The 25290-nt window shown below is 75.4% G+C and carries 23 protein-coding genes and 1 pseudogene; 15 read left to right on the top strand and 9 right to left on the bottom strand.

Features of this window, described 5'->3' with window-relative positions:
• Window positions 1-2: 2 nt before the first annotated feature.
• Window positions 3-893, bottom strand: coding sequence for a LysR family transcriptional regulator (locus FHN55_RS02595; RefSeq protein ID WP_139710481.1), 891 nt, complete (start codon window positions 891-893; stop codon window positions 3-5).
• 89 nt (window positions 894-982) lie between these two features.
• On the opposite strand from FHN55_RS02595, the gene hisD reads away from it, so the two are divergent.
• From hisD to FHN55_RS24220, 5 genes and pseudogenes are all read left to right on the top strand, one after another.
• Window positions 983-2302, top strand: coding sequence for a histidinol dehydrogenase (hisD, locus tag FHN55_RS02590; protein WP_139710479.1), 1320 nt, complete (start codon window positions 983-985; stop codon window positions 2300-2302).
• Between the two features lie 63 nt (window positions 2303-2365).
• Window positions 2366-3802 carry an APC family permease gene (locus FHN55_RS02585; protein ID WP_139710477.1) on the top strand — a complete coding sequence of 479 codons (1437 nt, stop codon included), beginning with the start codon at window positions 2366-2368 and terminating at the stop codon, window positions 3800-3802.
• Entirely contained in the window at window positions 3799-4638 is an 840-nt protein-coding gene (locus tag FHN55_RS02580; RefSeq protein ID WP_139710475.1) for a nitrilase-related carbon-nitrogen hydrolase, read from the top strand. The genes FHN55_RS02585 and FHN55_RS02580 overlap by 4 nt, the downstream gene beginning before the upstream one ends.
• A gap of 199 nt (window positions 4639-4837) precedes the next feature.
• Window positions 4838-5743, top strand: a pseudogene (locus FHN55_RS24225) (DUF4041 domain-containing protein); the annotation flags it as partial.
• 340 nt (window positions 5744-6083) lie between these two features.
• Window positions 6084-6389 (top strand): GIY-YIG nuclease family protein, encoded by a 306-nt coding sequence (locus tag FHN55_RS24220; protein ID WP_373995691.1) that lies wholly within the window; start codon window positions 6084-6086, stop codon window positions 6387-6389.
• 126 nt (window positions 6390-6515) lie between these two features.
• Here FHN55_RS24220 and pdxA read toward each other — a convergent pair whose 3' ends face one another.
• From pdxA to FHN55_RS22490, 3 genes are read right to left on the bottom strand one after another with little or no spacing between them, the layout of a single operon-like run.
• The gene (gene pdxA / locus FHN55_RS02570; protein ID WP_139710473.1) at window positions 6516-7559 is read right to left on the bottom strand and encodes a 4-hydroxythreonine-4-phosphate dehydrogenase PdxA; all 1044 of its coding nucleotides are present in this window, start codon (window positions 7557-7559) and stop codon (window positions 6516-6518) included.
• A complete protein-coding gene (locus FHN55_RS02565) occupies window positions 7556-8920 on the bottom strand; it encodes a four-carbon acid sugar kinase family protein (protein WP_218974285.1) in 1365 nt (454 codons plus the stop codon). The genes pdxA and FHN55_RS02565 overlap by 4 nt, the downstream gene beginning before the upstream one ends.
• 44 nt (window positions 8921-8964) lie before the next feature.
• On the bottom strand, window positions 8965-9435 hold the full coding sequence (locus FHN55_RS22490) for a GrpB family protein (RefSeq protein ID WP_180357592.1): 471 nt from the start codon (window positions 9433-9435) through the stop codon (window positions 8965-8967).
• Window positions 9436-9603: 168 nt separating this feature from the next.
• Here FHN55_RS22490 and FHN55_RS22485 point away from each other — a divergent pair, with 168 nt between their 5' ends.
• On the top strand, window positions 9604-10737 hold the full coding sequence (locus FHN55_RS22485) for a DUF1524 domain-containing protein (RefSeq protein ID WP_180357591.1): 1134 nt from the start codon (window positions 9604-9606) through the stop codon (window positions 10735-10737).
• A gap of 319 nt (window positions 10738-11056) precedes the next feature.
• On the opposite strand, the gene FHN55_RS02545 is transcribed toward FHN55_RS22485, so the two are convergent.
• Window positions 11057-11656: a hypothetical protein gene (locus FHN55_RS02545; RefSeq protein WP_139710467.1), complete on the bottom strand. Its 600-nt coding sequence runs from the start codon at window positions 11654-11656 to the stop codon at window positions 11057-11059.
• Window positions 11657-11767: 111 nt separating this feature from the next.
• Between FHN55_RS02545 and FHN55_RS02540 the strand changes: the two genes are divergently transcribed.
• Window positions 11768-12394 carry a hypothetical protein gene (locus FHN55_RS02540; protein WP_218974284.1) on the top strand — a complete coding sequence of 209 codons (627 nt, stop codon included), beginning with the start codon at window positions 11768-11770 and terminating at the stop codon, window positions 12392-12394.
• Between the two features lie 111 nt (window positions 12395-12505).
• A complete protein-coding gene (locus FHN55_RS02535) occupies window positions 12506-13441 on the top strand; it encodes a nitrilase-related carbon-nitrogen hydrolase (protein WP_257570645.1) in 936 nt (311 codons plus the stop codon).
• Between the two features lie 4 nt (window positions 13442-13445).
• Here the strand turns inward: FHN55_RS02535 and FHN55_RS02530 are convergent, their stop codons facing one another.
• Together FHN55_RS02530 and FHN55_RS02525 are read right to left on the bottom strand one after the other, a co-directional pair.
• Window positions 13446-14375 (bottom strand): DUF5996 family protein, encoded by a 930-nt coding sequence (locus FHN55_RS02530; RefSeq protein ID WP_257570644.1) that lies wholly within the window; start codon window positions 14373-14375, stop codon window positions 13446-13448.
• Entirely contained in the window at window positions 14372-14740 is a 369-nt protein-coding gene (locus FHN55_RS02525) for a UBP-type zinc finger domain-containing protein (RefSeq protein WP_257570643.1), read from the bottom strand. The genes FHN55_RS02530 and FHN55_RS02525 overlap by 4 nt, the downstream gene beginning before the upstream one ends.
• A 101-nt stretch (window positions 14741-14841) precedes the next feature.
• On the opposite strand from FHN55_RS02525, the gene FHN55_RS02520 reads away from it, so the two are divergent.
• The 3 genes from FHN55_RS02520 to FHN55_RS02510 all read left to right on the top strand — a co-directional run bounded on the left by FHN55_RS02520 (window position 14842) and on the right by FHN55_RS02510 (window position 17760).
• A complete protein-coding gene (locus tag FHN55_RS02520; protein WP_257570642.1) occupies window positions 14842-15186 on the top strand; it encodes a VOC family protein in 345 nt (114 codons plus the stop codon).
• 127 nt (window positions 15187-15313) lie between these two features.
• Window positions 15314-16711 (top strand): pyridoxal-dependent decarboxylase, encoded by a 1398-nt coding sequence (locus FHN55_RS02515; protein ID WP_139710463.1) that lies wholly within the window; start codon window positions 15314-15316, stop codon window positions 16709-16711.
• A gap of 59 nt (window positions 16712-16770) precedes the next feature.
• Complete coding sequence (locus tag FHN55_RS02510) at window positions 16771-17760, top strand: exonuclease domain-containing protein (RefSeq protein ID WP_139710461.1); 990 nt, start codon at window positions 16771-16773, stop codon at window positions 17758-17760.
• A 58-nt stretch (window positions 17761-17818) separates the two neighbouring features.
• On the opposite strand, the gene FHN55_RS22480 is transcribed toward FHN55_RS02510, so the two are convergent.
• Window positions 17819-19399: an NAD(P)/FAD-dependent oxidoreductase gene (locus tag FHN55_RS22480; RefSeq protein ID WP_180357590.1), complete on the bottom strand. Its 1581-nt coding sequence runs from the start codon at window positions 19397-19399 to the stop codon at window positions 17819-17821.
• A gap of 93 nt (window positions 19400-19492) precedes the next feature.
• Between FHN55_RS22480 and FHN55_RS22475 the strand changes: the two genes are divergently transcribed.
• Together FHN55_RS22475 and FHN55_RS02500 are read left to right on the top strand one after the other, a co-directional pair.
• A complete protein-coding gene (locus FHN55_RS22475; protein WP_180357589.1) occupies window positions 19493-20632 on the top strand; it encodes a GNAT family N-acetyltransferase in 1140 nt (379 codons plus the stop codon).
• A 77-nt stretch (window positions 20633-20709) separates the two neighbouring features.
• The gene (locus FHN55_RS02500) at window positions 20710-22002 is read left to right on the top strand and encodes an FAD-binding domain-containing protein (RefSeq protein ID WP_218974283.1); all 1293 of its coding nucleotides are present in this window, start codon (window positions 20710-20712) and stop codon (window positions 22000-22002) included.
• Window positions 22003-22054: 52 nt separating this feature from the next.
• Here FHN55_RS02500 and FHN55_RS02495 read toward each other — a convergent pair whose 3' ends face one another.
• Window positions 22055-23161: an iron-siderophore ABC transporter substrate-binding protein gene (locus FHN55_RS02495; protein ID WP_139710457.1), complete on the bottom strand. Its 1107-nt coding sequence runs from the start codon at window positions 23159-23161 to the stop codon at window positions 22055-22057.
• Window positions 23162-23182: 21 nt separating this feature from the next.
• On the opposite strand from FHN55_RS02495, the gene FHN55_RS02490 reads away from it, so the two are divergent.
• Together FHN55_RS02490 and FHN55_RS02485 are read left to right on the top strand one after the other, a co-directional pair.
• A complete protein-coding gene (locus FHN55_RS02490) occupies window positions 23183-24271 on the top strand; it encodes an iron ABC transporter permease (RefSeq protein WP_257570641.1) in 1089 nt (362 codons plus the stop codon).
• The gene (locus FHN55_RS02485; protein WP_180357588.1) at window positions 24268-25287 is read left to right on the top strand and encodes an iron chelate uptake ABC transporter family permease subunit; all 1020 of its coding nucleotides are present in this window, start codon (window positions 24268-24270) and stop codon (window positions 25285-25287) included. Before FHN55_RS02490 ends, FHN55_RS02485 begins: the two co-directional genes overlap by 4 nt.
• Window positions 25288-25290: the final 3 nt, after the last annotated feature.

Below are 25290 nucleotides of genomic sequence, written 5' to 3'. Positions count from 1 at the left end.
CGTCAGGCGCCGAGCATCTCCCTGGCCATGCGAGCGATCTCCCTCGTCGCCGGTGACAGCACGGCGCCCCGGCGGCTGACCAGCGCCACCGTGTCGTACAGCGGCTCCGCGAACGGCACCACGCGCAGCCCCTCGGGGAACACCGCCGACTGCGTCACCGCCCGCGCCACGAACGTGTCCCCCAGCCCCCGCGCCACCAGCCGCAGGGCCGTCTCGACGTGCTCCACCTCGATGCTCGCCTCCAGCGACAGCCCCGCCAGCTGCGCCCTCTCGGCCAGCTGGCGGCGGGTGGGGTCGCGCCAGCCGTAATGCGCGTCGTAGAGCACCAACCGCGCCGCGGCCACGTCGGCGATCGACACCGGTCTCGCCGCCCGCGCCGGGTCAGCACTCACCCACAGCACCTCGTCGCGCAGCAGCGGCACCACGTCCAACCCGTCGTCGTCGACGGGCAGCACGGCGAGCCCCGCCTCGAGCTCACCGGAGACCACGGAGGCCGCCACCTCCACCGAGTTCTGCCCGACGAACCTCGCCCGCACCGCGGGGTAGCGCGTGTGGAACTGCTCCACCAGTCCGGCCAGTGCGTAGTGGTCGGCGTTGCGCAGCAGCCCGAACGACGCCGTCCCACCACCGAGCGCCCCCAGCGCCGCGACCGCTCGCGCCCCAGCGTCGGCAGCCGTCACCGCCTGCTCCGCGTACGGCGCCAATTCACGACCCGCCGCCGTCACTACCAGCCGGCGTGCCCCGCGGACGAACAGCTCGCCGCCGGACTCCTCCTCCAGCCGGCGCACCAGCTCCGACACCGACGCCTGCGTCATGCCGAGCTCGCGCGCCGCGCCCGTGAAGCTCCCCGTCCTCAGCGACGCCAAGAACGCCCGCAGCTGCACCAACGTCACGAGCGCCAGTATCCACAGGTCAACCCTGTGCTTCATACAAGACGTCGCCCTCTTGTCCTGGTGATGCGTGTCTCCCTACCGTCGCCGACGTGCTCTCCACGCCTGCTGTCCTCACCTCCCTCGCCGGCCGCTTCACCACCCTGAAGGCTCCCGCCGTCGACGCCCCGCCCGCCCAGCACGACCCCGCCGTCGCCAGCCGCGTCCGCCAGATGCTGCTCGACATCGAGGCGGGGGGCATGGACGCCGTGCTCAAGCACGCCGCGGAGCTGGACCGCTGGGACGGCCGCGACGTCGAGCTCTCCCCCTCCGACATCGCCAAGACCGCTGACGCGCTCCCCCGTGACCTCCGCGAGGCCATCGAGCTCGGCGCCCGCCGCACCCAGGCCTTCGCGAAGGTCCAGCGGAGCCACCTCGTCGACGTCGAGACCGAGCTCGAGCCGGGCCTCGTCGTCGGACACCGCTACATCCCCGTCGGCCGCGTCGGCGCCTACCTGCCCGCCGGCCGGTTCCCGCTGACCGCGAGCGCGTTCATGACGGTCGGCGTCGCGAAGGCCGCTGGCGTCGGCGACGTCGTCGCCTGCACCCCGCCCCAGCCGGACGGCAAGGCGAACCCGGCGGTCGTCTACGCCGCGCACGTGTCCGGCGTCGACAGGGTCTTCGTGCTCGGCGGCGTGCAGGCGCTCGCCGCGATGGCGTTCGGCCTGGTCGGTGACGGTCCCGTCGACATGCTGGTCGGCGCGGGCAACGCCTACGTCGCCGAGGCCAAGCGGCAGCTGTTCGGCCGCGTGGCCATCGACCTGCCCGCCGGGCCCAGCGAGGTGGCCGTCATCGCCGACGAGACCGCCGACCCGGTGCTCGTCGCCGCGGACCTGCTCGGCCAGGCCGAGCACGGCCCCACCTCTCCCGCCGCGCTGGTCACCACCTCACGCGAGCTGGGCGTCGCGGTCGTCGCGGAGATCGAGAAGCAGCTCGCCACGCTTGCCACCCGCGACATCGCCGGACCGGCCTGGCGCGACTTCGGCTCGGTGCTCGTCGCCGACGACCGCGAGACCGCCGCCACCCTCATGGACGACCTCGCCCCCGAGCACCTGGAGGTCCAGACCGCCGACGACGACTGGTACCACGCCCGGCTGCGCAACTACGGCTCCCTCTTCATCGGGGAGGCCTCCACGGTCGCGTACTCCGACAAGGGCATGGCCGGCACCAACCACGTGCTCCCCACCGCTGGCGGCGCCAAGCACAGCGCCGGCCTGTCGGTCTCGCGCTTCCTCAAGCCGCTGACCTACCAGCGCGTGACGAAGGAGGCGACGCCGCTGCTGGCCAGGGCCGTGCAGGTCATCTCCGACTCCGAGGGCATGGCCGCCCACAGCGCGACCGCCACCCTGCGCACCGCCCGCTGGGACGCCTGACCCCTCCCTCCACGACGCACTGCCATTCCCTGAAGACCTGCAGAGACCCCTGGGGGCCCCGCGATGTCCAGCACCACCACACCTCCCACGACGACGGGCGGTGGTCTCAAGCGCGAGCTCAAGGTCGCCGACGCCGCCGCCTTCTCCATCGGCCTCATGGGCCCGGTCGGCGTCATGGCGCTGCTCGGCGCCGGCGCCGCGAACATCCTCGGCCCGGGCGCGACGTGGGCCTTCGTCTTCGCGCTCATCGCCGTCTCGCTGGTCGCCTACGGCTTCGTGAAGCTGTCGCGCCACATCTCCCACACCGGCTCGGTCTACGCCCTGGTGGGCGTGACGCTCGGCCCGCGCGCCGGCTTCCTCGCCGGGTGGGCGCTGTTCTTCGCCTACGTCACCATCGGCGCCGGCTCGGGCATCGAGATCGGCTTCTTCCTCGACCAGCTGCTCGCTAGCCTCGGTGCCGGCTTCAGCATCGACTACGCGATCGTCTTCGTCGTCGTGCTCGCCCTCGTGGCGCTGCTGTCCCGGCGCGAGGTGCACGTCATCACGCGGTCGCTGCTCATCGCCGAGCTGGTCGGCGTGGCGCTCGTGACGCTGCTCAGCGTGGTCATCCTCGTGCGCCTCGGCACGGGCACAGCCCCCGAGGGTCGCGAGCTCAGCTGGGACTTCCTCAGCCTGCCCAGCGGGACCGGCGTCGCCGTCATCGCCGCGGCCGCCGTGTTCGGCTTCCTGGCGTTCGCGGGCTTCGAGGGCGCCGCCGCGCTCGGTGAGGAGACCGAGCACCCCAAGCGCGACATCCCCCGCGCCCTGAAGATCGCGATCGCGGTGGTCGGGGCGTTCTACCTGCTGTCGATCGTCGCGCAGTCCCTCGGCTACGGCACCGACGAGCAGGGCGTCACCACCTTCACCGGCGCCGCCGCCCCCTACAACGACCTCGGCCGCGCCTACGTCGGCGCCTGGCTCGGCGACCTGCTCACCATCGCCGCCATCGTCAGCCTCTTCGCCATCTTCCTCGGGACCGTCTCGGCGGCCGGCCGCATCCTCTACGCCCTCGGCCGCGACTCCGGCAGCTCGCGCGGCATCGCCCGCCTCTCCCCCACTGGCGCCCCGAGCACGGCGCTGGCGGTCGCCGGTGGGCTGGCGCTCGTCGTCGTCGTCATCGAGCGGCTGACCGTGCGCTCCGGTGCGCTGAACGCCACCTTCTACGCGCTGACCATCGGGACCATCGCGCTGCTCGTCGCCTACGTGCTGGCGACCGCCGGCGCCATCCGCTTCCTGTTCTTCCGGGGCGCGAAGAAGGCACCGACGTGGCAGGTGGTGGTGCCGGTGCTCGGTCTCGCGCTGGTCATCTACACGATCTACCGCAACGCCGTCGGCCTCGACGCGCCCTACTCCTGGTTCCCGTGGGTGGTGCTCGCGTGGCTCGTGGTCGGAGCGGCGATCTCCTTCGCGCCCGGGCTCGCCGGCCGGGTCCGCGACAACCTGGAACGCTCGCAGTCATGAGCTCGACGACGACGAGGGTCGCGGCGTGCCAGCTGGCTCCCGCCATCGCCGACCTGCCCGCCAACGCCGAGATGTCGGTGGCGGCGGTGCGGGCGGCGGTGGCGGACGGCGCGGACGTCGTCGTCCTGCCGGAGCTGGTGACGTCCGGGTACGTGTTCTCCTCGCCTGAAGAGGCGCGGACGGTGGCGGTGCAGCCCGACCACGGCGTCTTCGCGGCCTGGGCGGCTGCCTGCACCGGGCGCGACGGAGCCGTGGTGGTCGGCGGGTTCTGCGAGCTTGGCGACGACGGGCTGCTCTACAACAGCGCCGCCGTGGTCGACGCCAGCGGCGTGCGGGCGGTCTACCGCAAGGCGCACCTGTGGGACCGGGAGAAGCTCGTCTTCACCCCCGGCTCGGCAGCGCCGCCCGTGGTGGACACCGCGCACGGGCGGATCGCCGTGATGGTCTGCTACGACCTGGAGTTCCCCGAGTGGACCCGCACCGCCGCTCTGGCCGGGGCGGACCTCATCGCCGTGCCGACCAACTGGCCGCTCGTGCCGCGGCCCGATGGGGAGCGGGTGCCGGAGGTGGTCATCGCGATGGCGGCGGCGCGCGTGAACCACGTGGCGATCGCCTGCGCCGACCGCAGCGGCACCGAGCGCGGGGTGGACTGGAACGAGGGGACGAGCGTCGTCAGCGCGGACGGCTGGGTGGTGTCCGAAGTGGGCACCGGGACCGGGGTGGCGTGGGCCGACCTCGACCTGGCGGCGTCGCGGGACAAGCGGGTGACCGAGCACGCGCACCTCATGGACGACCGCCGCCCCGACCTCTACAGAGCGATCTCACCCACCCTCTGACCCCACCCCCTCGACGATCGAGAAAGTTCGCCTTGCGACGTCCCTGGGCTTCGTTCCCCTTCGGTGGACGAAGCCCACCGGAGTCGGCCAAACGCGTCCCCGGCGAGTCGAGCTCTGTCGACACTGCTTGGCGGAGGGCTGTGAAGACCACGCAGCCCCTCCACTGCCGCGGTGGCGCGGACAGACACCTGGGGGACCCATGGCGCGCTTCAACCCACCACCGAACTGGCCCCGGCCGCCGGCAGGGTGGGAGCCGCCGCCGGGCTGGCGTCCGGACCCGTCCTGGCCGCCGCCACCGCAGGGATGGCCCCTCTTCGTCGACGACGCAGCGACGCTTCACCGAGAGCCCGCTTCTCCGCCACCGCCGACGATGACCACTGCTCCGGCTCCCGATGCGGAAGGGGTTGAGGCACCGGCCGCTCGAGACCACAAGGTCGGCTTCTTCGGCGCCCGCAAGGCGGCGAGGTCGCTCGCCCAGGAGGTCGACCAGCTGCGGGCGGAACTCGACCGCTTGGGCGTGCTCGACATCGTCGAACTCGAACGACGTCGCGACGAGCTGTCCACGGAAGTCGCAGCCTTGACCGCCCGGTCAGCCGAGGAGCTGGCGGCTCACCAGCACCGCCTGGCGGAGGAGACCGAGAAGGCCGGCTACATCCAGCAGCGCAAGGTCGCCGTCCTTGAGCACGAGGTCGAAGAGCTCGCGCGCCGCAAGGCGGACCTGGAACAGCACATCGTGCAGACCGAGGACCTGGCCATCCTCCAGGAAGCCGGCATCTACTCCTACCGGCACCGGCTGGGTGACTCGGTCGCCCACCAGGCGGAGCTGAAGCGCATCCAGGACCAGGCCAAGGCCATGACCCGCCGGGACGGCGGTGCGGTGTCGGCGACCACCAACTGGCAGGTCAACGGTTCAGCCGCCAAGGGCCGCACCATGGTCAACGACATCTCCAAGCTCATGCTCCGCGCCTACAACGCCGAGGCCGACGACCTCGCCCGGACGATGAAGCCGTACAAGCTCGACTCGTCCGTGGAGCGCCTGGAGAAGGTGGTCACCACCATCGAACGGCTGGGCCGCAGCATGAGCATCCGCATCTCGCCCGGGTACCACCGACTCCGCGTCCAGGAGCTGGAGCTGACTGCGGACTTCATCGAGCTGCAGGCAGAGGAGAAGGCGCGCGAGCGCGAGGAGAAGGAGCGGCTGCGCGAGGAGCGCAAGGCCCAGCAGGAACTGGATCGCGAGCGCGACCGCCTCCTGAAGGAGAAGCAGCACTACGCGAACGCGCTCGCGGCGCTCGAGGCCAAGGGAGACGCTGAAGGTGCTGCGCGCCTGCGCGAGCAGGTCGAGGACCTCGAGAGAGCGATCGAGGACGTCGACTACCGAGCAGCGAACGTCCGAGCGGGCTACGTCTACGTCATCTCGAACATGGGGGGCCTTCGGCGACAGCATGGTCAAGGTCGGCATGACCCGGCGGCTGGAGCCCATGGACCGCATCAAGGAACTCTCCGACGCCTCGGTCCCCTTCAACTTCGACGTGCACGCGCTGTTCTTCTCGAACGACGCGGTGGGCATCGAGGCCGCCATGCATGCGAGGCTCGCGGAGCAGCGCGTGAACAAGGTCAACCTGCGCCGGGAGTTCTTCCACGCGACACCGGCCCAGGCCAAGGCGCACCTCGCTGAACTGAGTGGCGACCTCCTCACCTTCGAGGAGGTGGCCGAGGCGGTCGAGTACCGGCAGAGCCTCACGGCCTGATGAGATCCTGCGGCTCGCCGCGCCGACCTGCTCGCGCAGCAGGGCACTACACCAGACCGGTCGGCTCAGCCGATGCGGCGCTGGATTCCTCGGTCGTCGCGGGGACGGTCGGCGGCGATGGGCGGGTCAGCTCGACAGCTGGTCGGCGGCCTCCTGCGACGCGCGCCACACCTCGTCCCACCCCGGCGCCAGCGCCGCGGCCCGCTCGCAGGCCAGCACCAGGCTCGCCTCTCGCGCGACGCCGGTGCCAGCGATGTCGAACGCCGTCCCGTGGTCGACCGACACCCGCACCACCGGCAGCCCCACGGTGATGTTGACGCCCTGGTCTCCGTACACCGCCTTGAACGGCGCGTGGCCCTGGTCGTGGTAGCAGACGACGACCATCCGGTACCGCCCCTTGACGGCCGCGGGCAGCAGCGCGTCGGCTGGGATCGGGCCGACCGCGTTGATGCCGCGGGCGCGGGCAGCGGCGACGGCGGGTGCCAGCACGTGGGCGTCCTCGTCACCGAACAGCCGCGACTCCCCCGCGTGCGGGTTCAAGCCGGCCAGGGCGACCTCGTCGTCCGGACGTCCCAGGGTGCGGGTGAAGGCACCGGCCAGCCGCAGCACCGCCTCGGTGCGCTCGGGGGTGACGTCGTCGATGGCCTGGCGCAGCGAGACGTGCGTGGTGAGGTGGAACAGGTACAGGTCTCCCGCGGACAGCACGAGGCTGTAGCTCTTCACGCCGAACTCGTGCGCGAGCAGCTCGGTGTGCCCGGGGAAGCGGTGGCCCGCGGCGTGCATGGCGGCCTTGTTGAGCGGGGCGGTGACGATGGCGTCGACGGCACCGCGCTTGGCGAGGTCGCAGGCGGCCACCACGAAGCGGTAGGCGCCGTCGCCGGCCACCTCGCTGAGCTCGCCGAGCGGCACCTGCGGCATCGGGTCGCCGACCTGCACCACCTCCACGGTGCCCGGCTCGTTCGTCGCGGCGCGCGGGTCGTCCAGCTGCCGGACGGCGTCGGAGTCGCCACCGGCGGCGACGACAGCGCGGCGCAGCACCTCGACGTCGCCCAGGACCACCGGGGCGCACCGCTGGCGCAGCTCGTCGTGGCGCAGGAGCGCCTTGGCGGTGATCTCCGGGCCGATGCCGGCGACGTCGCCGACGGTCACCGCAAGCACGGGGGTGGTCATGGCTGGTCCCTCCTGGGGTCCGCGAGCTGGTCCGTGTGCTTCTGGCTGAGCCTCTGGACGACGTCGAGCAGCGTGCCAGGCGCCCCGAAGCCTCCGGCCTTGGTGGCCAGCGGCAGGCCGTCCGAGACGCCGCCGATGAGCACCCCGTGCGGCACGCCCTCGGCGAGCGCCCCGGCCACCGACAGGCCCGTGGCTGCCCAGCGCCGCACCAGCGCCTCGGCCCCGTCACCGCCGACCGCGACGACGGCGCGCAGCGGCTCCCGCCCGTGCAGAGCGGCGACGGCGTCGGCCAGCGCGGTGGCGACGCCGGGAGCGGCAGCAGCCCCGGCGGGCTCGGGAGGCGCGGTGAGCACCAGCAGGTCGGGCCTCGGCGGCCGGTCGGCGGTGGCGAGCCACCGGGCGCGGGCCGCGTCGTCGGCGAGGTCGGCGTGGGTGGGCGCCAGGTGGGTCACCGAGCCGGACCATCCGCCGCGGAGCACGTCGGCCTGCTCTCGCGCGACGTCGTGCAGGGAGCTCACCAGCACCAGCACCGCACCCGCAGAGCGCACCGCGGCGTGCGGTGGCCGCGAAGACTCGGCGGTCGGCGCGGACGTCCGCGGCCAGCACCTCGCCAGCGCGCCGGCCAGACCCGCAGAGCCGACCGGCACGAGCGCCGGGCCGCCGGCGGCGACCGCGGCAGCGACGACCGCGAGGTCGGCGTCGTCGGCCGCGTCCACCGTCACCACCCGCACCCCCGTGTCGCCTCCGGAGGCTGCGAGGACGGCGTCCAGCAGCGCACGACCCGCGCGCTCCGACGGTCCGGTCCCGGGGCGTCCGAGGTGCACGGCACCCGGAAGCAGCTCGCCGAGCACGGACGTGGCGACCGGGGTCACCGGGTCGCGCCCGGCGGGGCCCTCCTCGAGCCGCCGACCGTCGACCAGCGCCACACCGTCGACCACGGTGCGGCCCATCGCCGGGTAGGCCGGGCAGACGACGGCGACAGCCCGCCCGCCGCGTGCGTCGCCGGAGTCCCACGCGTCCAGCGCACCGGCGACCTGAGCGGCCACGGAGCCGCGCAGGGTGGAGTCGACCTTGAGGTACAGATGCGCGGCACCCCGCTCGCGCAGCCCGCGCACCGCTGCTGCCGTCACCGCGCGGGCGCCCTCGCCCAGCGCCCGGGCGTCGGTGGAGACCGCCAAGACGCCGTCCGGTGCATCCGCCGGCCCTCCGCCCGGCGAGGAGCTCCCCGGCGAGGATCCCCCCGGCAGGTCCAGCACCGCGGCCCACCCGGACGCGACGAACTGCACCGCAGTGTCGGCGGCGCCGGTCAGGTCGTCGGCGACGACGCCGACCCGGACCGGCACCGGAGCAGGCCCAGGCACCCGCCCACCCTCCCCGCTGTTGCGGACGCCGCCTCCGCGGCGGGTCAGGGACTCGCCGCGACGTCGGCGAAGAAGGCCGCCTTCCGGACCTCGTAGTCCTCGTCGGCCGGCACCTTCAGCGCGTTGTACCGCTCGCGGAGCTCAGCGCTCGCCGCCAGGCGGTCCCAGGCGCCCACGAAGTGGGCGTCCTGCGCTGACCCGACCGGGACGGCAGCCAGCTCGACGGGCACGGCGGTGTCGACGAGGAACAGGGACATCTGGTCCGTCCAGAGGTCCTCGCGGCGCGGCGGGTGCAGCCGCCGGAGCTGGTCGGTCACTGCCTGGAAGGCGTCGGGCTCGACGCGGAGCAGCAGGTCGACGTCCCCGTGGGTCAGCAGGCCCGGCATCGACGACCCACCGACGAGCCTCAGCTCACCGGTCACCCCGGAGCGCTCCAGCCGGAGACGCTCTCCGGCCAGCGCCGCGAGCGCCCGCGGGAGGACGTCCTCGGACCGGACGAGCGCTCGACCAGGCACAGCGGGGACTGTGGCAGACGCGGCTCCCTCACCCCGCTGGCTCCCCGCGCAGCCACCGTGCTCCGTGGGTGCAGGATGTGGCCCAGCGTGACTCCGCGGACCTGAAGACAGCGGGCACGGATCGCGCACAGCCGGCACTGGCGCCGGCATGAGCTCTGGGGGGCGCTCGTGCACCACTCGATCTGTCGACTCCTCGCCGCCACCGGCACCGCAGTCCTCGCGGGCGCCGGTCTGGTCGCCGGGGCGGCGCCCGCCTCCGCGGCCACGGCGCTGCCCACGGACCTGCTGCGCCAGCTCGTCGTGGAGCCGGAGAACAACTCCCCGGCCTACGAGCGCGCTCGCTTCGAGGAGGGGATCGACGCCAACGGCGACGGGTGCAACACCCGGCGCGAGGTGCTGAAGCAGGAGTCGACGGTTCCTGTCCGCCAGGGCGGCTCGTGCAGCCTCCAGGGCAACTGGGTCTCCTACTACGACGGCGCGACCACCACGAACATCGCCGACTTCGAGGTCGACCACGCGGTCGCCCTCGCCCAGGCCTGGCGCTCCGGCGCGCGGAACTGGAACGACGACCAGCGCCGGGCCTACGCCAACGACCTCGACTTCGCCCCCACCCTCGTCGCCGTGTCGTCGGCGTCCAACCAGGCCAAGGGAGACAAGGACTTCGCCCGCTGGCGCCCCTCGGCCGGGCAGCAGGCCGTCTGCCGCTTCGCCATCGAGCAGGTGCAGATCAAGTACCGCTGGAACCTCTCGGTCGACGCGGCCGAGCGCGACGCCCTGGCGTCCTTCCTGCCCTCGTGCGGCTCCTCCCCCGTGGAGGTCCCGGCCAAGGCGTCCGTGCCCGCCCCCGGCGGCAACCAGGGCGGCAACCAGGGCGGCAACCAGGGCGGCAACCAGGGCGGCGGCGCCACCAACCTCGGCTCCCGCCTGTCCGCCGGGCAGTCGATGAGCGGCGGGCAGTGGCTCATGGCGCCCAACGGCCGCTACGGCCTGGCCTTCCAGGCCGACGGCAACCTCGTCGCCTACGGACCGGACTACCGGCCCCTGTGGCACGCCGGCACCTACGGCAACCCCGGTGCTCGCTTCACGCTCCAGGCCGACGGCAACGCCGTCATCTACGCCCGCGACGGGCGGGTGCTGTGGCACGCGTACACCTGGGGCGACGGCGGCTCCACGCTGCGCGCCCAGTCCGACGGCAACGTGGTGGTCTACCGCTCCGGCGGCGCCCCGGCCTGGTACTCCGGGTGGGACACCGGCCAGCGCGCCGGTGCTGGCAGCCGCGGGGTCAACCTCCTCGGCCGCTGAGACCGCCGCCGAGCCCGCCGCCGTGCAGATCGCGGCGTTACGGCCGGGTCACCATCGCGTGTCACTCGGCACGCCTCCCACCACCGCGCGGCAGCGCCCCCCACCATCGCGGGCACCAGCCAGCCGCGAGCCAGGAGGAGCCACCATGCCGACGCCCGAGGAGTTCGCCCTGGCCTGGGCCAGGTCCTGCTACGCCGAGTCGCGCCACGACGGCCGGCGCGCCCTGGACGCCCTGCTCGACCAGCGCCTCGACGAGGACGCCTGAGCTCAGCAGCGGTCAGCTCAGGAGCGGTCAGCTCGGCAGGGGCCGCCCGCGCCGTCAGCGCCGCGGGTGGGCGATGTCGATGACGAGCCGCGGGTGCTCCCCGTGGATCTCGACAACGCGCACGACGCGGCCCCTCGAGCCGTCCGCGGTCCGCACCCCGACGCCCACCTGCACCGTCGCCTCGAAGCTCGGCGACAGGTAGGTCGAGCGGACCGCGGGCAGCTTCGGGGCCGTCCTGCGCGCCGCCTGGAACCGGTCGGCGCCGGTGATCACGACCTCCAGCACGCGGTCGCCCTGCAGCGGGACCACGCGACCGCTGCCGTCTGCCCGGAGCCGCTCACCGCGCGGCAGCCAGCGCTCGCGGTGCTGGGGGACGCCGCCGGTGAAGTCGATGACCACCCGGTCGAAGCCGGTGTGCCGGCCGGTGCGCACCCCGGTGACGGTCGGGTGCGCCGGGGACGTCAGGACCGCTGCCGCCACGGGCGCCGGACGGGCCTGCGCGGCAGCCGCGTCAGCCGCGCCCGGCAGCCCCACGGCGCTGCTCAGCACGAGCGCCGCGCAGCAGCTCCCCGAGGCCAGCACCCGCCGCACGCGCCGCTGGCGCCGGTGCTGGAAGACCGCCGCTGCGCCTCCTCGCGAACGCCACGCGTCCATGCCGTGGTGGTACCCGTTTCGTCACGCAGTGCAACCTCGACACGCCGCCCCCGACACCCCTCGCAGCACCGCCCGGGCGACCGGTGGAGGGTCGGCGATCACCCGCGGGGCGTGAGACCGTGGGCGATGGCCCGGAGGGCGGACGAGGACGTCGACGTCCTGCTCGTCGACCTCGACGCGCCCTGCCCCTGCGCCGACAGCCCCGGTAGCCCCGGCAGCGCCGACAGCGCCGTGCCGGCGGCCGCTGACCGGCACCACCCCTGGCCACGGCGTCTCGTCGAGGCCGTCGTGCTGGTGGTCCTGGCTCCCGTCGTCCTCGGCGGCCTCCTCCCGCCGCCACCGCCCGTGGCCGGGGTCGCCGCCCGTCCCGCCGCGGACCTCGCCGTGGCCGCGCAGCCGGCCCCGGGCCCGTGGGTGGACGCCAGGACCGCTGAGCGCACCGCCGTCGCCCGGGTCCGCGACGCTTCCCCGCTCACCGTGGTGGTGCCGGCGGACGCCCACCGCGGCAGCGCACCGCTGCCGGTGATGCTCACCGAGCGGGGCGCCCGCTACGTCGTCGTCCTCAGCTGCCTGCGGCCGGCGCACCTCGACGTCGGCCTCGCCGGGCAGGAGCCCGCCTCGCTCGCCTGCCCGACCGGTGCTCCGGTCTACCGCTTCACCGGCCGCGGCCACCTGGTGCAGGTGGTGGTGGAGGTCGACGACGACGTCGTGTGGGCCGCCGAGGTGGACACCACCTGAGCCCCGCGCCGCCGGCTCCTCACGGCACCTCGGCGCGCATCCACCGCTGCGGGTCCGCGCGGCCCTAGCCTCCGCTCACCACCGCCGCGCGACGCCGTGAAGGAGCTCGCCGTGAGCCTCCCGCTCCCCTCCCAGCCCACCGCTGCGGACAGGTCCCTGCACCGCCCACCAGCGACGACGGCGCGCGTCGCGGCCGTCCAGCTCGCGCCGGCCCTGCTCGACCTGCCGGGGAACACCCGCAGGACGACGACGGCGATCGCCGACGCGCTCGACGCCGGAGCCGACGTCGTCGTCCTGCCCGAGCTCGCCACCTCCGGCTACGGCCTGGCGGACGCCGCCGAGGCCCGCTCGGTGGCGGTCCGCGCCGACAGCGCCGTGCTGGACGGGTGGGCGGCCGCCTGCCGGCGGCGCCCCGGTGCCGTGGTGGTCGGTGGGTTCTGCGAGCTCGGCGAGGACGGCCGGGTCCACAACAGCGCCGCCGTCGTGGACGGGTCCGGCGTGCGGGCGGTGTACCGCAAGGCGCACCTGTGGGACGCCGAGCGCCTGGTCTTCACGCCCGGTGACGCCGCACCGCCGGTGGTCGAGACCGCGCACGGGCGCATCAGCACGGTCATCTGCTACGACCTGGGCTTCCCGGAGTGGGTGCGCACCGCCACCCTGGCCGGCGCCGACCTGCTCGCGGTGCCGACCAACTGGGCGCTCGGGCCGCGCCCGGCCGGCGAGCGGCCGATCGGGCAGGTCGTGGCCATGGCGGCCGCGCGCGCCGGGCACCTCGCCGTGGTCTGCTGCGACCGCACCGGGCGCGAGCGCGGCGTGGACTGGACCGAGGGCACCTGCGTGGTGGGCGCCGACGGGTGGGTGCTCGCCGAGGCCGGTCCGGGGACGGCGACGGCGTGGGCGGACGTCGACCTGCGCGCCTCGCGGAACCGGCGTGCGGGCGCCCTGGGCGACCTGCTCGGCGACCGCCGCCCGGAGCTCTACGCCGCGGTGTCCGCACCCCGCGTGCACCTGCCCGGGCAGCGCGACGCAGCGGCGGCCGTCTGCTGACGGCTCAGCCCGACCGGTGCCGCCACCGGTCGGGGTCCACCTCGAGGGCCGCCCGGTCCCACCCGGCGCCGTCGGCGGCCAGCTCGTAGGTGCGCTGCAGGAACGCCATGAGGGCTGCGTCAGGGTCGGCTGCGGTGCGCACCGCCTCGTACGGCAGCCGGTACTGGCCCCCCTCGACGCTGTAGGCCGACCCGTCCGGCAGCCCCGCGGCCTCCTGGAAGCCGGGCGGCTCGGGGTAGGCGTACGCGTAGAAGGCGCCCTCCTCGCCTCCCCCGGGCCAGAAGCCGCAGCTGCTGAGCTCATGGGAGTACCCCTCGACCATCACCCAGTCACCGCAGTTCGGCGCTCCTCCGGGGTGCTGGGGCGCGGTGCGGCCGGAGAAGCGCGTGCACGCGAGGTCCATCGACCCCCAGAAGAAGTGCACCGGGCTGACCTTCCCGCTGAACCGCGCCCGGAACCGGCCCATCACGCGGTCGGCGGACACCAGCTGGCGCCAGAACAGGTGCGCGGCGTCGGGGTCGTACGCGAAGTGCACGCGGTCGTCGGCGAACGGGATCGACGGGTCGACCTCGTTGGGCCGCGGCTGGCGCGGCGGGTCGATCCCCAGGGCGTCCAGGACGACGAGGAGCTCGGCGTAGAAGTCGGCCACCGGCCGCGCCCGCAGCCCCACCCGCCGGCGCTCGCCGGTGCTGCTCCTGACCACGAGCTCGTGGTCGACCAGGTCGAGCTCCAGGTCGACGACGCCGCCGCCCACGGGCACCGCCGACGTCGTCAGGCCGCGCGCGGTGACGTACAGGGCGCTGTTCCACCAGTGGTTGACCAGCGGCGCGTGCGCGAGGCGCACCTTCCCGACCACCTGGGTGATCATGTGCAGCGTGTCGCGCGTGGGCGCCCAGTCGTCCACGCGCAGCGCGGGCCACGCGTCGTGGCTCACGCGTGGAGCCGCTGCTGCCAGTCGGGCGGCACCGCCCCGGCCGGTCCGGGCGCGGGCTGGTCGGCGGGGTGGCTGCGCGGCTCGCGCAGCAGCGGGCCGCGGGCGTAGGTCTCGTCGCGGTAGTCCCACATCCAGTCCTCGCCGGGCTCGAAGCTCTGCACCACCCGGTGCCCGGTCGAGCGCGCGTGGGCGGTGGCGTGCTGGGCCGGGGAGGAGTCGCAGCACCCGACGTGCCCGCACGCCGCGCACCGCCGCAGGTGGAACCACCACCCCGGGGGCTGCGCCATCCGGCACTCCAGACAGCCCTCGCCGCTCGGTGCGGCCTCCGGGTCGATCACTGGCTCGTCGTCCCACTCGACCGGCACGGGTCCTCCTCGTCCTCCAGCGACGCTGCCTGCCCATCAACGGCCAGACGGTCGCAGGCGTCAAGGGGGCAGCTGTCACCGCCAGGTGACAACCTCGGGAGGTGGACGACGACGACCGCCCCCGCCTGCGCGTCACCTCGGTGACGCTCGCCGCCTCCGACGCGCAGCGCCTGGCGGCCTTCTACTCCCGGCTGCTCGGCCAGCCGGTCACCACGGACGAGCCCGGCTGGGCGCAGGTGCGCCCGGCGGGCTCCGACCCGGGGCCCGTGCTCAGCTTCGAGAGCGACCGGTGCTTCACCCCGCCCACGTGGCCGAGCGAGCCGGGGGCGCAGCACGCGACCGCGCACCTCGACGTCCTCGTCGACGACCTCGAGGCCGCCGTCGCGTGGGCGCTCGGGGTGGGCGCGCAGCTCGACCCGTTCCAGCCCCAGGACGACGTCCGGTGATGCGGGACCCGGACGGGCACCCCTTCTGCCTGTTCACCTGAGCGCGGCCCGGCCGAGAGGAGGGGGCGGAGGACCTTCTCCTGGCACACCCCCGGGTCTAGCCTCGGCCGCGACGCGGGAGGGCCCCATGGCGATGGACGTCGAGGACTACCGACCAGCGCTGCAGGCAGCGGCCGGGCACGCGCAGCGCTGGCTCGAGGAGGTGGGAGACCGTCCCGTGGGTCCTCGCGCCACGGCCGACCACCTGGCACCCGCCTTCGGGGGGCCGCTGCCTGCGACGGGCCTACCCGCGCACCAGGTGGTGGACGAGCTCGCCACCACGGCCGAGCCGGGGCTCATGGCCATCCAGTCCGGCCGCTTCTTCGGCTGGGTGATGGGCGGCACGCTGCCCGCGGCGCTCGCGGCCGACTGGTTGGTCAGCGCTTGGGACCAGAACGCCGGTCTGAGGTACGCCACCCCTGCCGTCGCCGCCGTCGAGGAGGCGGCCGCGGCATGGCTGCTGGAGCTGCTCGACCTGCCTCGCGGTGCTTCCGTCGGGTTCCCGACCGGAGCGACCGCCTCCAACTTCACCTGCCTCGCGGCGGCGCGCTCCCGCGTGCTGCGCGACGTCGGCTGGGACCTCGACGGGCGCGGCCTGGGTGGAGCACCTCCGGTGCACGTCCTCGTGGGTGCCGAGCGTCACGACACCGTCGACCTGGCGCTGCGCTACCTCGGTCTGGGGCGGCCCACCGCCGTGGCTGCCGACGAGCAGGGCCGGCTCGAGGTGGCCGGGCTGCGCGAGGCGCTGGCGCAGGTGCCCGAGGAGGCACCGCTCGTGGTGTGCCTGCAGGCCGGGAACCTGCACTCGGGCGCGTTCGACCCCTTCGCCGAGGCCATCGCGGCGGTGCGCGACCGGCGGACGCGCGGGGCGACCTGGGTGCACGTCGACGGCGCCTTCGGGCTCTGGGCAGCGGCGTGCCCCTCGCTGCGGTACCTCGTCGACGGCGTGGCGGACGCCGACTCCTGGACCACCGACGCCCACAAGACGCTGAACACCCCCTATGACTGCGGCATCACGGTGGTGCGCGGAGCGGCGGACCTGCGAGGGGCGATGGGGGTCCACACGAGCTACCTCGTGGCAGATGCGACCGGCGCCGGAGACCCGCTCGACCACGTCCCCGAGCTCTCGCGCCGGGCCCGCGGGGTGCCCGTCTGGGCGGCCCTGCGCGCGCTGGGCTCTGGCGGGGTGGCCCGGCTGGTCGGCGGCCTCGCCGAGAACGCCCGTGCCCTGGCCGACGGCCTCGCCACGGTCGCGGGCGCGACAGTGCTCAACGACGTCGTCTACACCCAGGTCTGCCTCGCCTTCGAGGACGACGAGCGCACCCGCGCGGTGACGCAGCGCCTCCTCGCCGGCGGGGAGGCGTGGATGTCGGGCTCGCGCTGGCAGGGGCGGGACGTCATGCGGATCTCGGTGAGCAACGCCGCCACGGACGCCGATGACGTCCGCCGCTCCGTCGCCGCCGTGCGCGCGGCGGCGTCGGCCTGAGGCCGCTACGCCGTCCAGGAGTGGTTCGGGCGGGTGAGGAGAGCACGTAGCGTGACGGGGTGCACTTCCCCGGCACAGCTGGCTTCGCCGTGCTCGACCTCGAGACCACGGGCTTCTCCCCGCGCACCGAGCGCGTCGTGGAGGTGGCCGTCGTCCACGTCGCCCCCGACGGCACCGCCGGCGCGGAGTGGTCGACGCTGGTGCACCCCGGCCGCCCGACCGTGGGCGCCACGCACGTCCACGGCATCCGCCCGGCCGACGTGCGCTCGGCCCCCCGCTTCGCCGACGTCGCGCCCGCGCTGGTGGAGGTGCTGGCCGGGCGCGTGGTGGTCGCGCACAACGCCGGCTTCGACGTGCCGTTCCTGCGCGCCGAGCTCGAGCGCGCCGGCGTGGTCATGCCGGACGTCGCCCAGCTGTGCACGCTCGCCGAGAGCCGCCGCCACCTGCCGCACCTGCTCCGGCGCAAGCTCGCCGACTGCTGCGCGGCCGCCGGCGTCCGCCTGACCGGCGCCCACTCCGCCCTCGGGGACGCGCGGGCCACCGCCGGCCTGCTCGCCAGCTACCTGCGCTCCGCAGGGCCTGGTGCGCACGCCGACCTCCTGCGGCGGGCGGCGACGACGGTCTGGCCCGCCGTCCCGGTGCCACCGCACCCGCCCGCGCTCCGGCGTCGGGGCGCCGCTGTCGCTGCGTCGGTCGGAGCACCACGCCCGGTGCCGTTATCAGAACAGGGGGCGCTGTCGGGGCTGCCGGGGCTGTCGGAAGGTGACGCCGTCGTCTTCACCGGCGGGGACCCGGACGTGCGCGCCCTCCTGGAGGCGCGCTGCCGCCAGCGCGGGCTGCGTGTGACGAGCGCCGTCTCGCGGCGCACGGCGCTGCTCGTCACCGACGACGTGCACTCCGGCACCCGCAAGGCCACCCGCGCCCTCGAGCTCGGCACACCCGTGGCCGACACCGCCACCGCGGCGGTGCTCATCGAGACGTCGCAGCTCGCGACCCACGACCGGCCCGCGGTGGTCGACCTGCGCCCGGCCCGCGTCCGCGCCTGGTGAGCGCAGCGTCAGTCGGCGCCTCCGGTCCGCTGCGCCTGCTGGCGCCACGACTCGGAGGTCAGACGGCGGTGGTGGACCTGCGACCGGTGCCAGCCGGGACGTCCGCCCGCTCCCCCACCCGAGGACGGGGCACGGAGGCGTCGAGCAGCCCCCTCGCCACGAGGCGGCGCTGCAGGGCCGGGAGCAGGTGGGCGTAGGTGTCCGGCGTGAGCGGCCGGGTCCACTGCCGCCAGCGGACCCGCCGCGGCAGCGGGAGCCGCAGGTCCGACAGCAGCTGGTCGAGCGCGGCGAAGGACCCGCTCGGCAGCTGCGGCTCGCCGTGCGCGGCGGCCTGGCGGTGCGTGAGGTGGTACCTCTCGGCCTCGCGCTCCACGTCGGCGCGGCGGCGCGACCGCAGCTCCCCCGCCAGGTGCGCCGCCAGCCACACCGCGCCGACCTCGGCGGTGAGCGGGCTGCGGTAGGTGTTGCCCCACCCGGCGAACGCCAGCCGCGGCACGCGCAGCGGGAGGATCCGGCGGTCGAGGGCCATGACCCCGTCGTCGTCGAGCAGCGCGCCGCGCACGGCCGGCGAGAGCAGCGAGAGGTCCTGGTCGAAGCCGGTGGCGGCGACGACGACGTCGGCGGGCAGCCGCTGCCCGTCGGCGAGCAGCACGTGCGGCTCGCCGTCGACCACCACCAGCTCGCGCACGGACGCCTCGCGCCGCACCGCGACCCGACCGGCGCGCACGGCCTCGAAGAAGCCGTCGGTGACGAGGCTGTCGGTGTGCGGCAGCGGCACCGACGGCAGCAGCCCGAGCTCGCGCAGCCCGCAGCGGTGGGCGACGTGCTCACCGAGCAGCCGGGTCAGCGTGCGCCGCACGGGCGCCCCGGCCAGTGCGAGCGCGCGACGGGTGCGGGTGTCGCGGCGCGGGGCGAGCAGGTGCTCCCCGGCCCGGGTCAGCAGCAGGTGGCGGAAGGTGAGTCCGCCGGCGAGGCGCCTGGGCACCTTCCACCGCAGCGCCCGGGCGAGCACGGTGGTCGACGCGGCCGTCGCCGCGCTGGCCACGGCCACGTCGCACGCGGTCTTGCCCCAGCCGACCACCACGACGCGCCGGCCCGCGAGCGCGGCGCCGTCGCCGAGCCGGGTGGGCTCCAGCACTCTCCCGCCGGCGGCCTCGTACTGCTCGCGGCCGGGCCAGTCGGGCACGTGGGGCGCGGAGAAGACCCCGCCCGCCACGACGAGCCAGTCGACGGCGTGCGTCGTCGTCGTCCTCGTCCCGGTGCGCGGCTGGGGTCCGGTGGTCGTGACGCGCCAGCCGTCGGCGGTGGGCTCGGCGGCGACCACGCGGGTGTCGAGGTGGAGGCGCTCCAGCAGGCCCTTGCTGCGCGCGTAGCCGTGCAGGTAGGCGCGCACCTGCTCGCCGCTCGGGTGGTCGGGCAGGTCGGCGGGCATGGGGGTGTCGGAGAAGGCGTAGGAGGTGCGGTCGTCCTGGGTGGCCACCCCGGGGTAGGCGCGGGTGGCGCTCCACACCCCGCCGAGGTCGGGCGCGGCCTCGAAGAGCACGACGTCGTGCCCGCACGCCGTCAGCACGGCGGCGGTGGACAGGCCGGACGGACCGGCGCCGACGACGGCGACCCTCACGCCCGTGGTGATCGGCACGGACGGCCCCCGGGAGCACGGACCGGGGCGCGCCGTCACCCGGCAGGACGCGCGCGGCTCCAGCCGGGACGGCGTGCGCCCGATGCCCAGTCCGTGGAGCTGCAGACGACGGTGCACCGCGAGCTGCCGGCCGTGAGGGCCCTGGCGGCCGAGTGGCAGTCCCTCCACGAGACCTCCGGGGCGACCAACCCGTTCACCGGGCCCGACTGGGCGCTGCCGTGGCTGGAGCGCTTCGTGCACGACACGAGGCACACCCCCTTCGTGGTGGAGGTGCGCTCCGGCGACCGGCTGGTGGGCGTGGCGCCGTCCTACCTGCGCTCGGTGGGCCGCGGCCTGGCCCGCGCCGTGCAGCCCGTGGGCACCGGTGACGTGTGGGTCGGCCCCTACGAGCTGCCGGGGCTGCTCACCGCGCAGGGCCTGGAGCGCGACGCCACCCGCGCGGTGGTGCGCGCGCTGTGCGCCGAGCACGCCGACTGGGACTGGGCGCACCTGCTGCTGGGCGGCGGCTCGGGCGCGCCGTGGCTGGAGCCGGAGTGGCTGCCGGACTGGTCCTTCACGGTGCAGCAGCGCCGCACCAGGGGCAACGTCGAGGTGGACCTCACCGTGGACGACGTCTACGCCGGCCGGCGCAACCTCAAGGAGTCGTTCCGCAGGGCGCGCAACCGCCTCACCCGCGACCTGGGTGCCGACCGGTGGTCGGTGACGCGCACCACCGACCCCGCCGAGGTGGGTGGCGCGCTGGCGCGGCTGGCGGTGCTGCACGGCTCGCGGGCGGGCCTGCGCGACGGCCGGCCCGTGCACGCCGACGTGCTGCTCGACCCCCGGGTCCTCGACCTCCTGCACGACGTGGTGGGCCGCATGGCGCGCCGCAAGGCCGTCAGCGTCTACGAGCTGGCGCTCGAGGGGACCGTCGAGGCGGCGCTCCTGGTGCTGCACACCGACACCGCCAGCTACAGCTCGCTGTCCGGCGTGGCCGAGCGGGCGTGGCCGTACTCCGCCGTCACCCACCTGCAGTCGGTGGCCGTGGAGGACGCGCGCGCGGCCGGGCACCGCGTGTTCGACCTCTCCTGCGGGCCCAACCAGGCCAAGCTGCGCTGGAGCTCGCAGGTGCGCACGGCCACGGAGTTCACGCTGCTCAGCCCCCGGCGCCGGTCGCAGGCGCTGCACCTGGCGGTGTCCGGGCACGCCGTGTGGGCCTCCTACCGCGAGGCGCGGCGCGCGCACCGCTGCTGAGCCGGGCACCGGCGCTCGGGCCGCCGTCGGGCCGCCGTCGGGTCGCCGTCGGACAGGTGATCGGCGAGGGTGATCAGGTGCGCCTGCCCACTCCCCCGGTCGACCGCAGCGACGACAGGGCGCAGGTGGTGGCGTGGGTGCGCGAGCACCTGGGCCACCTCGCCAGCGACGACGTCCGCGCCTCCTCCGTCCGCGGCGGTCAGTCGGCGGCGGACGCGGCGCTGGCAGCCCTCGACGTCACCGGCTACGCGGCGAGGCGCAGCAACGTGCTGCCCGAGTCCAGCCGGGGCGCCTCCCGCCTGTCGCCGTACATCCGGCACGGCCTGCTCACGCTGCCGTCCGTGTGGGAGGCCGTCGGCGACGCGCCCTACCGCGACCGGGAGAAGTTCCGCGACGAGCTGATGTGGCAGGAGTACTCCCGCCACCTCTACGCCCGGGTGGGGAAGGCCAACGGGGCGCCGCTGCGCTTCGAGACCCCGGTGCCGGTGCCGGGGAGCGCGGGCAGCACGTGGAGCGGTGACCCGTGGCCGCGGGAGATGGCGTGCATGGACGCCACCGTGGGCGAGCTGGTGGAGGACGGCTGGCTGGTCAACCAGACCCGCATGTGGCTGGCGTCCCAGTGGGCCGTGCGCGCCGGCGCCGACTGGCGCGAGGGCGAGCAGCGGATGTACCGCAACCTCCTCGACGGCTCCCGCGCCGCCAACCGCGTCGGCTGGCAGTGGGCCGCGGGGATGGGGACCGGCAAGGTCTACGGCTTCAGCCGCTGGCAGGTGGAGAAGCGCGCGCCGCAGCTGTGCGCCCGCTGCGCGCTGCGCGACGCCTGCCCGGTGCAGGACTGGCCCGAGGCGCAGTCGGGCGCGAAGGTCGACGGACCGGCGGACCTGGGCGGCGGCCCCACCGACGGCGGGCCCACCGAGCCGCTGCTGACCGGTGAGCCGGAGGCCGTGTGGCTGACCGCGGAGTCCCTCGGCACCGACGACCCGGCCCTGGCCGCCCACCCCGACCTGCCCGCGGTGTTCGTCTTCGACGAGCCGCTGCTCGCCGCGCTGGCGCTGTCGGGCAAGCGGCTGGTGTTCCTCGCCGAGGCCCTGGCCGAGCTGGGCTCCTCGGGCGAGCTGGAGGTGCACCTCGCAGACCCGGTCGCAGAGCTGTCAGGACGACGGCTGGCCACCACGTGGACGTACGTGCCGGGGTGGAAGAAGCGCTCGGCCGCGCTCGACGTCGTCGCCCTGCACCCGTGGCCGTGGCTGCGCCGTCCCGGCTCGGGCTCGCTGCGCTCCTTCAGCGCCTGGGCGGACCGGAGCCACGCCGGTGGGAACCGCGGCAGGAGCGGCGGCAGCCGGGGCCGCAGCTCCCAGCGCGCCCGCTGACACCCCCGCCCTCCCGCACTCTCCGCGGAGGGTGCGGGAGAGGCAGAGCTGGTCAGGGGGTCACGGTCGTGGTCAGGGTGTCCTGCACCAGGCGCGCAGCGGTCGGGCCGGCGTTGAGGTAGAAGGGCTCCAGCGGCACCTCCACGGCGTGCCCGGCCTGCACCGCGGACAGCCCGGGCCACAGCGCCGAGCCCTGGACGAGCTGCGCGCCGTCGCCGGCGGCCGCGAAGAAGACCCAGTCGGCGTCGGCGAGGTCGAGCTGCTCGGCGCTGATGTCCTGGGAGGTCTCGTCGAACTGCTGCGAGGCCGGGCGCCCCAGGCCGAGGTCCTCGGCGACGCCGCCGGTGAAGGACGGCAGCCCCATGATCCGGGTGCGGTCTCCGGTGGACTGCAGGAACGACACCGTCGGCGCCGGCTGCCCGGCGGGCAGGGCGACGGCGTAGGCGTCGGCGTCGGCGTGGAGCCCGTCGAGGACCTCCTGCGCGTCGCCCTCCTGCCCCAGCGCGTCGGCGAGCAGCAGGAAGTCGCTCTTCCAGTTCACGCCGTTGCCGAGCGTCACCACGGTCGGCGCGATCGCGGACAGCGCCGCGTAGTAGTCCTTGCCGCGCGTGGAGTTGATGAGGATGAGATCGGGCCCGGCCTGGGCGATCGCCTCGACGTCGGGCTCGGTGCGGGTGCCGGTGCTGGCCATGGCGCCGAGCGCAGCGGAGTCCTGCGTGAACGCCTGCGCCAGGTACTCGGGCACGAGGGCGTTGGACTCCGCCACGGTCGCGGCCACCGGCACGTGCCCCAGGGTGAGCAGCGCGTCGAGCTGGCCGGTGGAGACCACGGCGATGCGCTGCGGCGCCGCCGGCACCTCGGTGGTGCCGAGGTAGTGGGCGACCGTGCGCGGGAAGACGCCGTCCGCCTGGGTGGACCCCATGCCGTCGGCCATGGTCCGCGACACGACGTGCTGCCCCGTGGCGCCGGCCTCGTTGTCCGGCACGGACGACGACGGCGACGCGGCGGCGTCGGACGCCCCGGCTGCGGGCGCCCCGGCCTGCGAGCCGCTGAGGGCTCCCCCGCCGCAGCCGGCGAGCAGGGCGGCGGCCGCCGCGGCAGCGACGCCCAGCCTCCACGCGGGGACGACGGACGGGCGGCCCGAGGGCTCGTTGCGCATAGGTTAGCCTCACCTCAGCTCGTGGAGATCAAGGAGTACCGCCCCGATCGCCACCACGGCAAACCCGCTGCTCACGAGGGCCAGGAGGACGACGTCATGCCCGCCCGGCCGAGCCGCACACCGGCGCTCGCGTCCGCCCTGGCCCTCGGCACCGCCCTCGCCGTGCTCGTGGCGGTGCTCGCCCTCGCCAGCCTCGCCGTCGGCTCGCGGCCCGTGCCGCCGGAGGCCGCGCTGCGCGCGCTGTGGGCCCCCGACGCCTCCCCCGACGCGCTCGTGGTGAACCAGCTCCGCGTGCCCCGCACGCTGCTCGGGCTGCTCGTGGGCGCGGCGCTCGGCTGCGCCGGCGCGGTGGTGCAGGCCCTCACCCGCAACCCCCTCGCCGAGCCCGGCCTGCTCGGGGTGAACGCCGGCGCGGCCACCGCCGTCGTCGTCATCTCGGTGCTCGGGGTCAGCGCTCCGGCGGGCCTGGCGGCGGCTGCGCTCGTGGGTGCGGCCCTCGCGACCGGCGCGGTGCTGCTCATCGGCGCCAGCCGCGGCGTCGCCGCCGACCCGGTGCGGCTGGTGCTCGCGGGCGTGGCCCTGGCCGCCTGCCTGCACTCGGTCACCGGCGCCATCACGCTGCTCGACTCCCGCGCCTTCGACTCCTACCGGTTCTGGGTGGTCGGCTCCCTGGAGGACCGCCAGCTCAGCACCGCCGCCGTCGTGGCGCCGCTCGTGGTGGCGGGCGGGGTGCTCGCGTGGGCGCTGGGACGGGGGCTGGACGCGCTCTCCCTCGGGCAGGACGTCGGCCGCTCGCTCGGGCTGCGCACCTCCCGGCTGCGCCTGCTGGCGCTGCTCGCGGTGACGCTGCTGTGCGGCGGCGCGACGGCAGCGGCGGGCCCGGTCTCGTTCGTGGGCATGGTGGTCCCTCACGCCGTGAGGCTGGTGGTCGGGCCGGGGCTGCGGCGCGGGCTGCCGCTGTGCGCCCTCGGCGGGGCGGCGCTCGTGCTGGCCAGCGACGTGGTGGGCCGCGTGGTGGTGCGCCCGTCGGAGCTGGAGGTCGGCATCGTCACCGCCTTCGTGGGGGCGCCCCTGCTGCTGTGGCTCGCGCTGCGCGGTGCGCGCCGGTGAGCAGCAGGACGACGACGAGCGCCGGCCAGCGGCCCGCCCGGCGCGAGCTGCCCGCGGCCCGCGTGCTCCTGGTGCTCGGGCTGCTGGCGGTGGCGCTGGCCGTGACCTCGGTGCTCGGCGGGTCCTACCGGGCCTCCCCGGACGCCGTGCTGCGCTCGCTGCTCGGCGAGGGCACCCCCGCCGACGACGTCGTGGTGCTGGGCCTGCGCCTGCCGCGCCTGGCGGCCGCCCTGCTGGTGGGCGGCGCGCTGGCGACCGCCGGCGCCGTGTTCCAGACGCTCACCCGCAACCCCCTCGGCAGCCCGGACGTCATCGGCTTCACCACCGGCTCGGCCACGGGCGCGCTCGCCGTCGTCGTCGTGGGGGTGGGGGCCGTGAGCCCCGCCGTGGGCGCGTGGCTCGGCGGGGCGGCGGCCGCGGGCGTGGTGCTGCTGCTGACGCGCGGCGCGGGGACGGGCAGCGACCGGACGGTGCTGGTCGGCATCGCCCTGGGTGCCGCACTGGCGTCGGTGAACGACTACCTCATCACCCGCGCGCCGCTGGAGGTGGCGCAGGTGGCGCGGACCTGGCTGTTCGGGAGCCTGGCCGTGACGCGCTGGCCGGACGTCGCCGTGCTCGCCGCCACGGTGGCCGCGCTGCTGCCGGTGGTGCTGCTGCACCGCCGGGCGCTGGGTGTGCTGGACCTCGGCGACGACGTCGCCGCGGCCCTCGGGGTGCCGCTGGCGCGCACCCGCGTGGTGCTGGTGCTGGTGGCCGTCGGGCTGACGGGGGCGGCGACGGCGGCCGCCGGCCCCATCGGCTTCGTGGCGCTGGCCGCGCCCCAGCTGGCGCGCCAGGTGCTGCGATCACCGCACGTGCCGCTGGTCACCACCGCCGCCACCGGGGCGGTGCTGCTCCTGGCCGCCGACCTCGTGGCGCAGCGGCTGCTCGCGCCGCTGCAGCTGCCCGTGGGTCTGGTGACCGGTGCCATCGGCGGGGCGTACCTGCTGTGGCTCGTGGTGCGCGCGCCCCGCTGACCG

It is taken from the genome of Streptomyces sp. NP160 (assembly GCF_006335115.1).
Classification (GTDB): domain Bacteria; phylum Actinomycetota; class Actinomycetes; order Actinomycetales; family Quadrisphaeraceae; genus Quadrisphaera.
Note: the sequence above shows the minus strand (reverse complement) of the source record. Positions and strands in the feature narration are given on the sequence as shown.

Bases quoted from the DNA above. Each gene is read 5' to 3' on its own strand.
- FHN55_RS02545 (WP_139710467.1), bottom strand. From the start codon at position 11,656: ATGGACGCGTGGCGTTCGCGAGGAGGCGCAGCGGCGGTCTTCCAGCAC.
- FHN55_RS02585 (WP_139710477.1), top strand. From the start codon at position 2,366: ATGTCCAGCACCACCACACCTCCCACGACGACGGGCGGTGGTCTCAAG.
- FHN55_RS02495 (WP_139710457.1), bottom strand. From the start codon at position 23,161: ATGCGCAACGAGCCCTCGGGCCGCCCGTCCGTCGTCCCCGCGTGGAGG.
- FHN55_RS24220 (WP_373995691.1), top strand. From the start codon at position 6,084: ATGGTCAAGGTCGGCATGACCCGGCGGCTGGAGCCCATGGACCGCATC.
- pdxA (WP_139710473.1), bottom strand. From the start codon at position 7,559: ATGACCACCCCCGTGCTTGCGGTGACCGTCGGCGACGTCGCCGGCATC.
- FHN55_RS02580 (WP_139710475.1), top strand. From the start codon at position 3,799: ATGAGCTCGACGACGACGAGGGTCGCGGCGTGCCAGCTGGCTCCCGCC.
- FHN55_RS02515 (WP_139710463.1), top strand. From the start codon at position 15,314: ATGGCGATGGACGTCGAGGACTACCGACCAGCGCTGCAGGCAGCGGCC.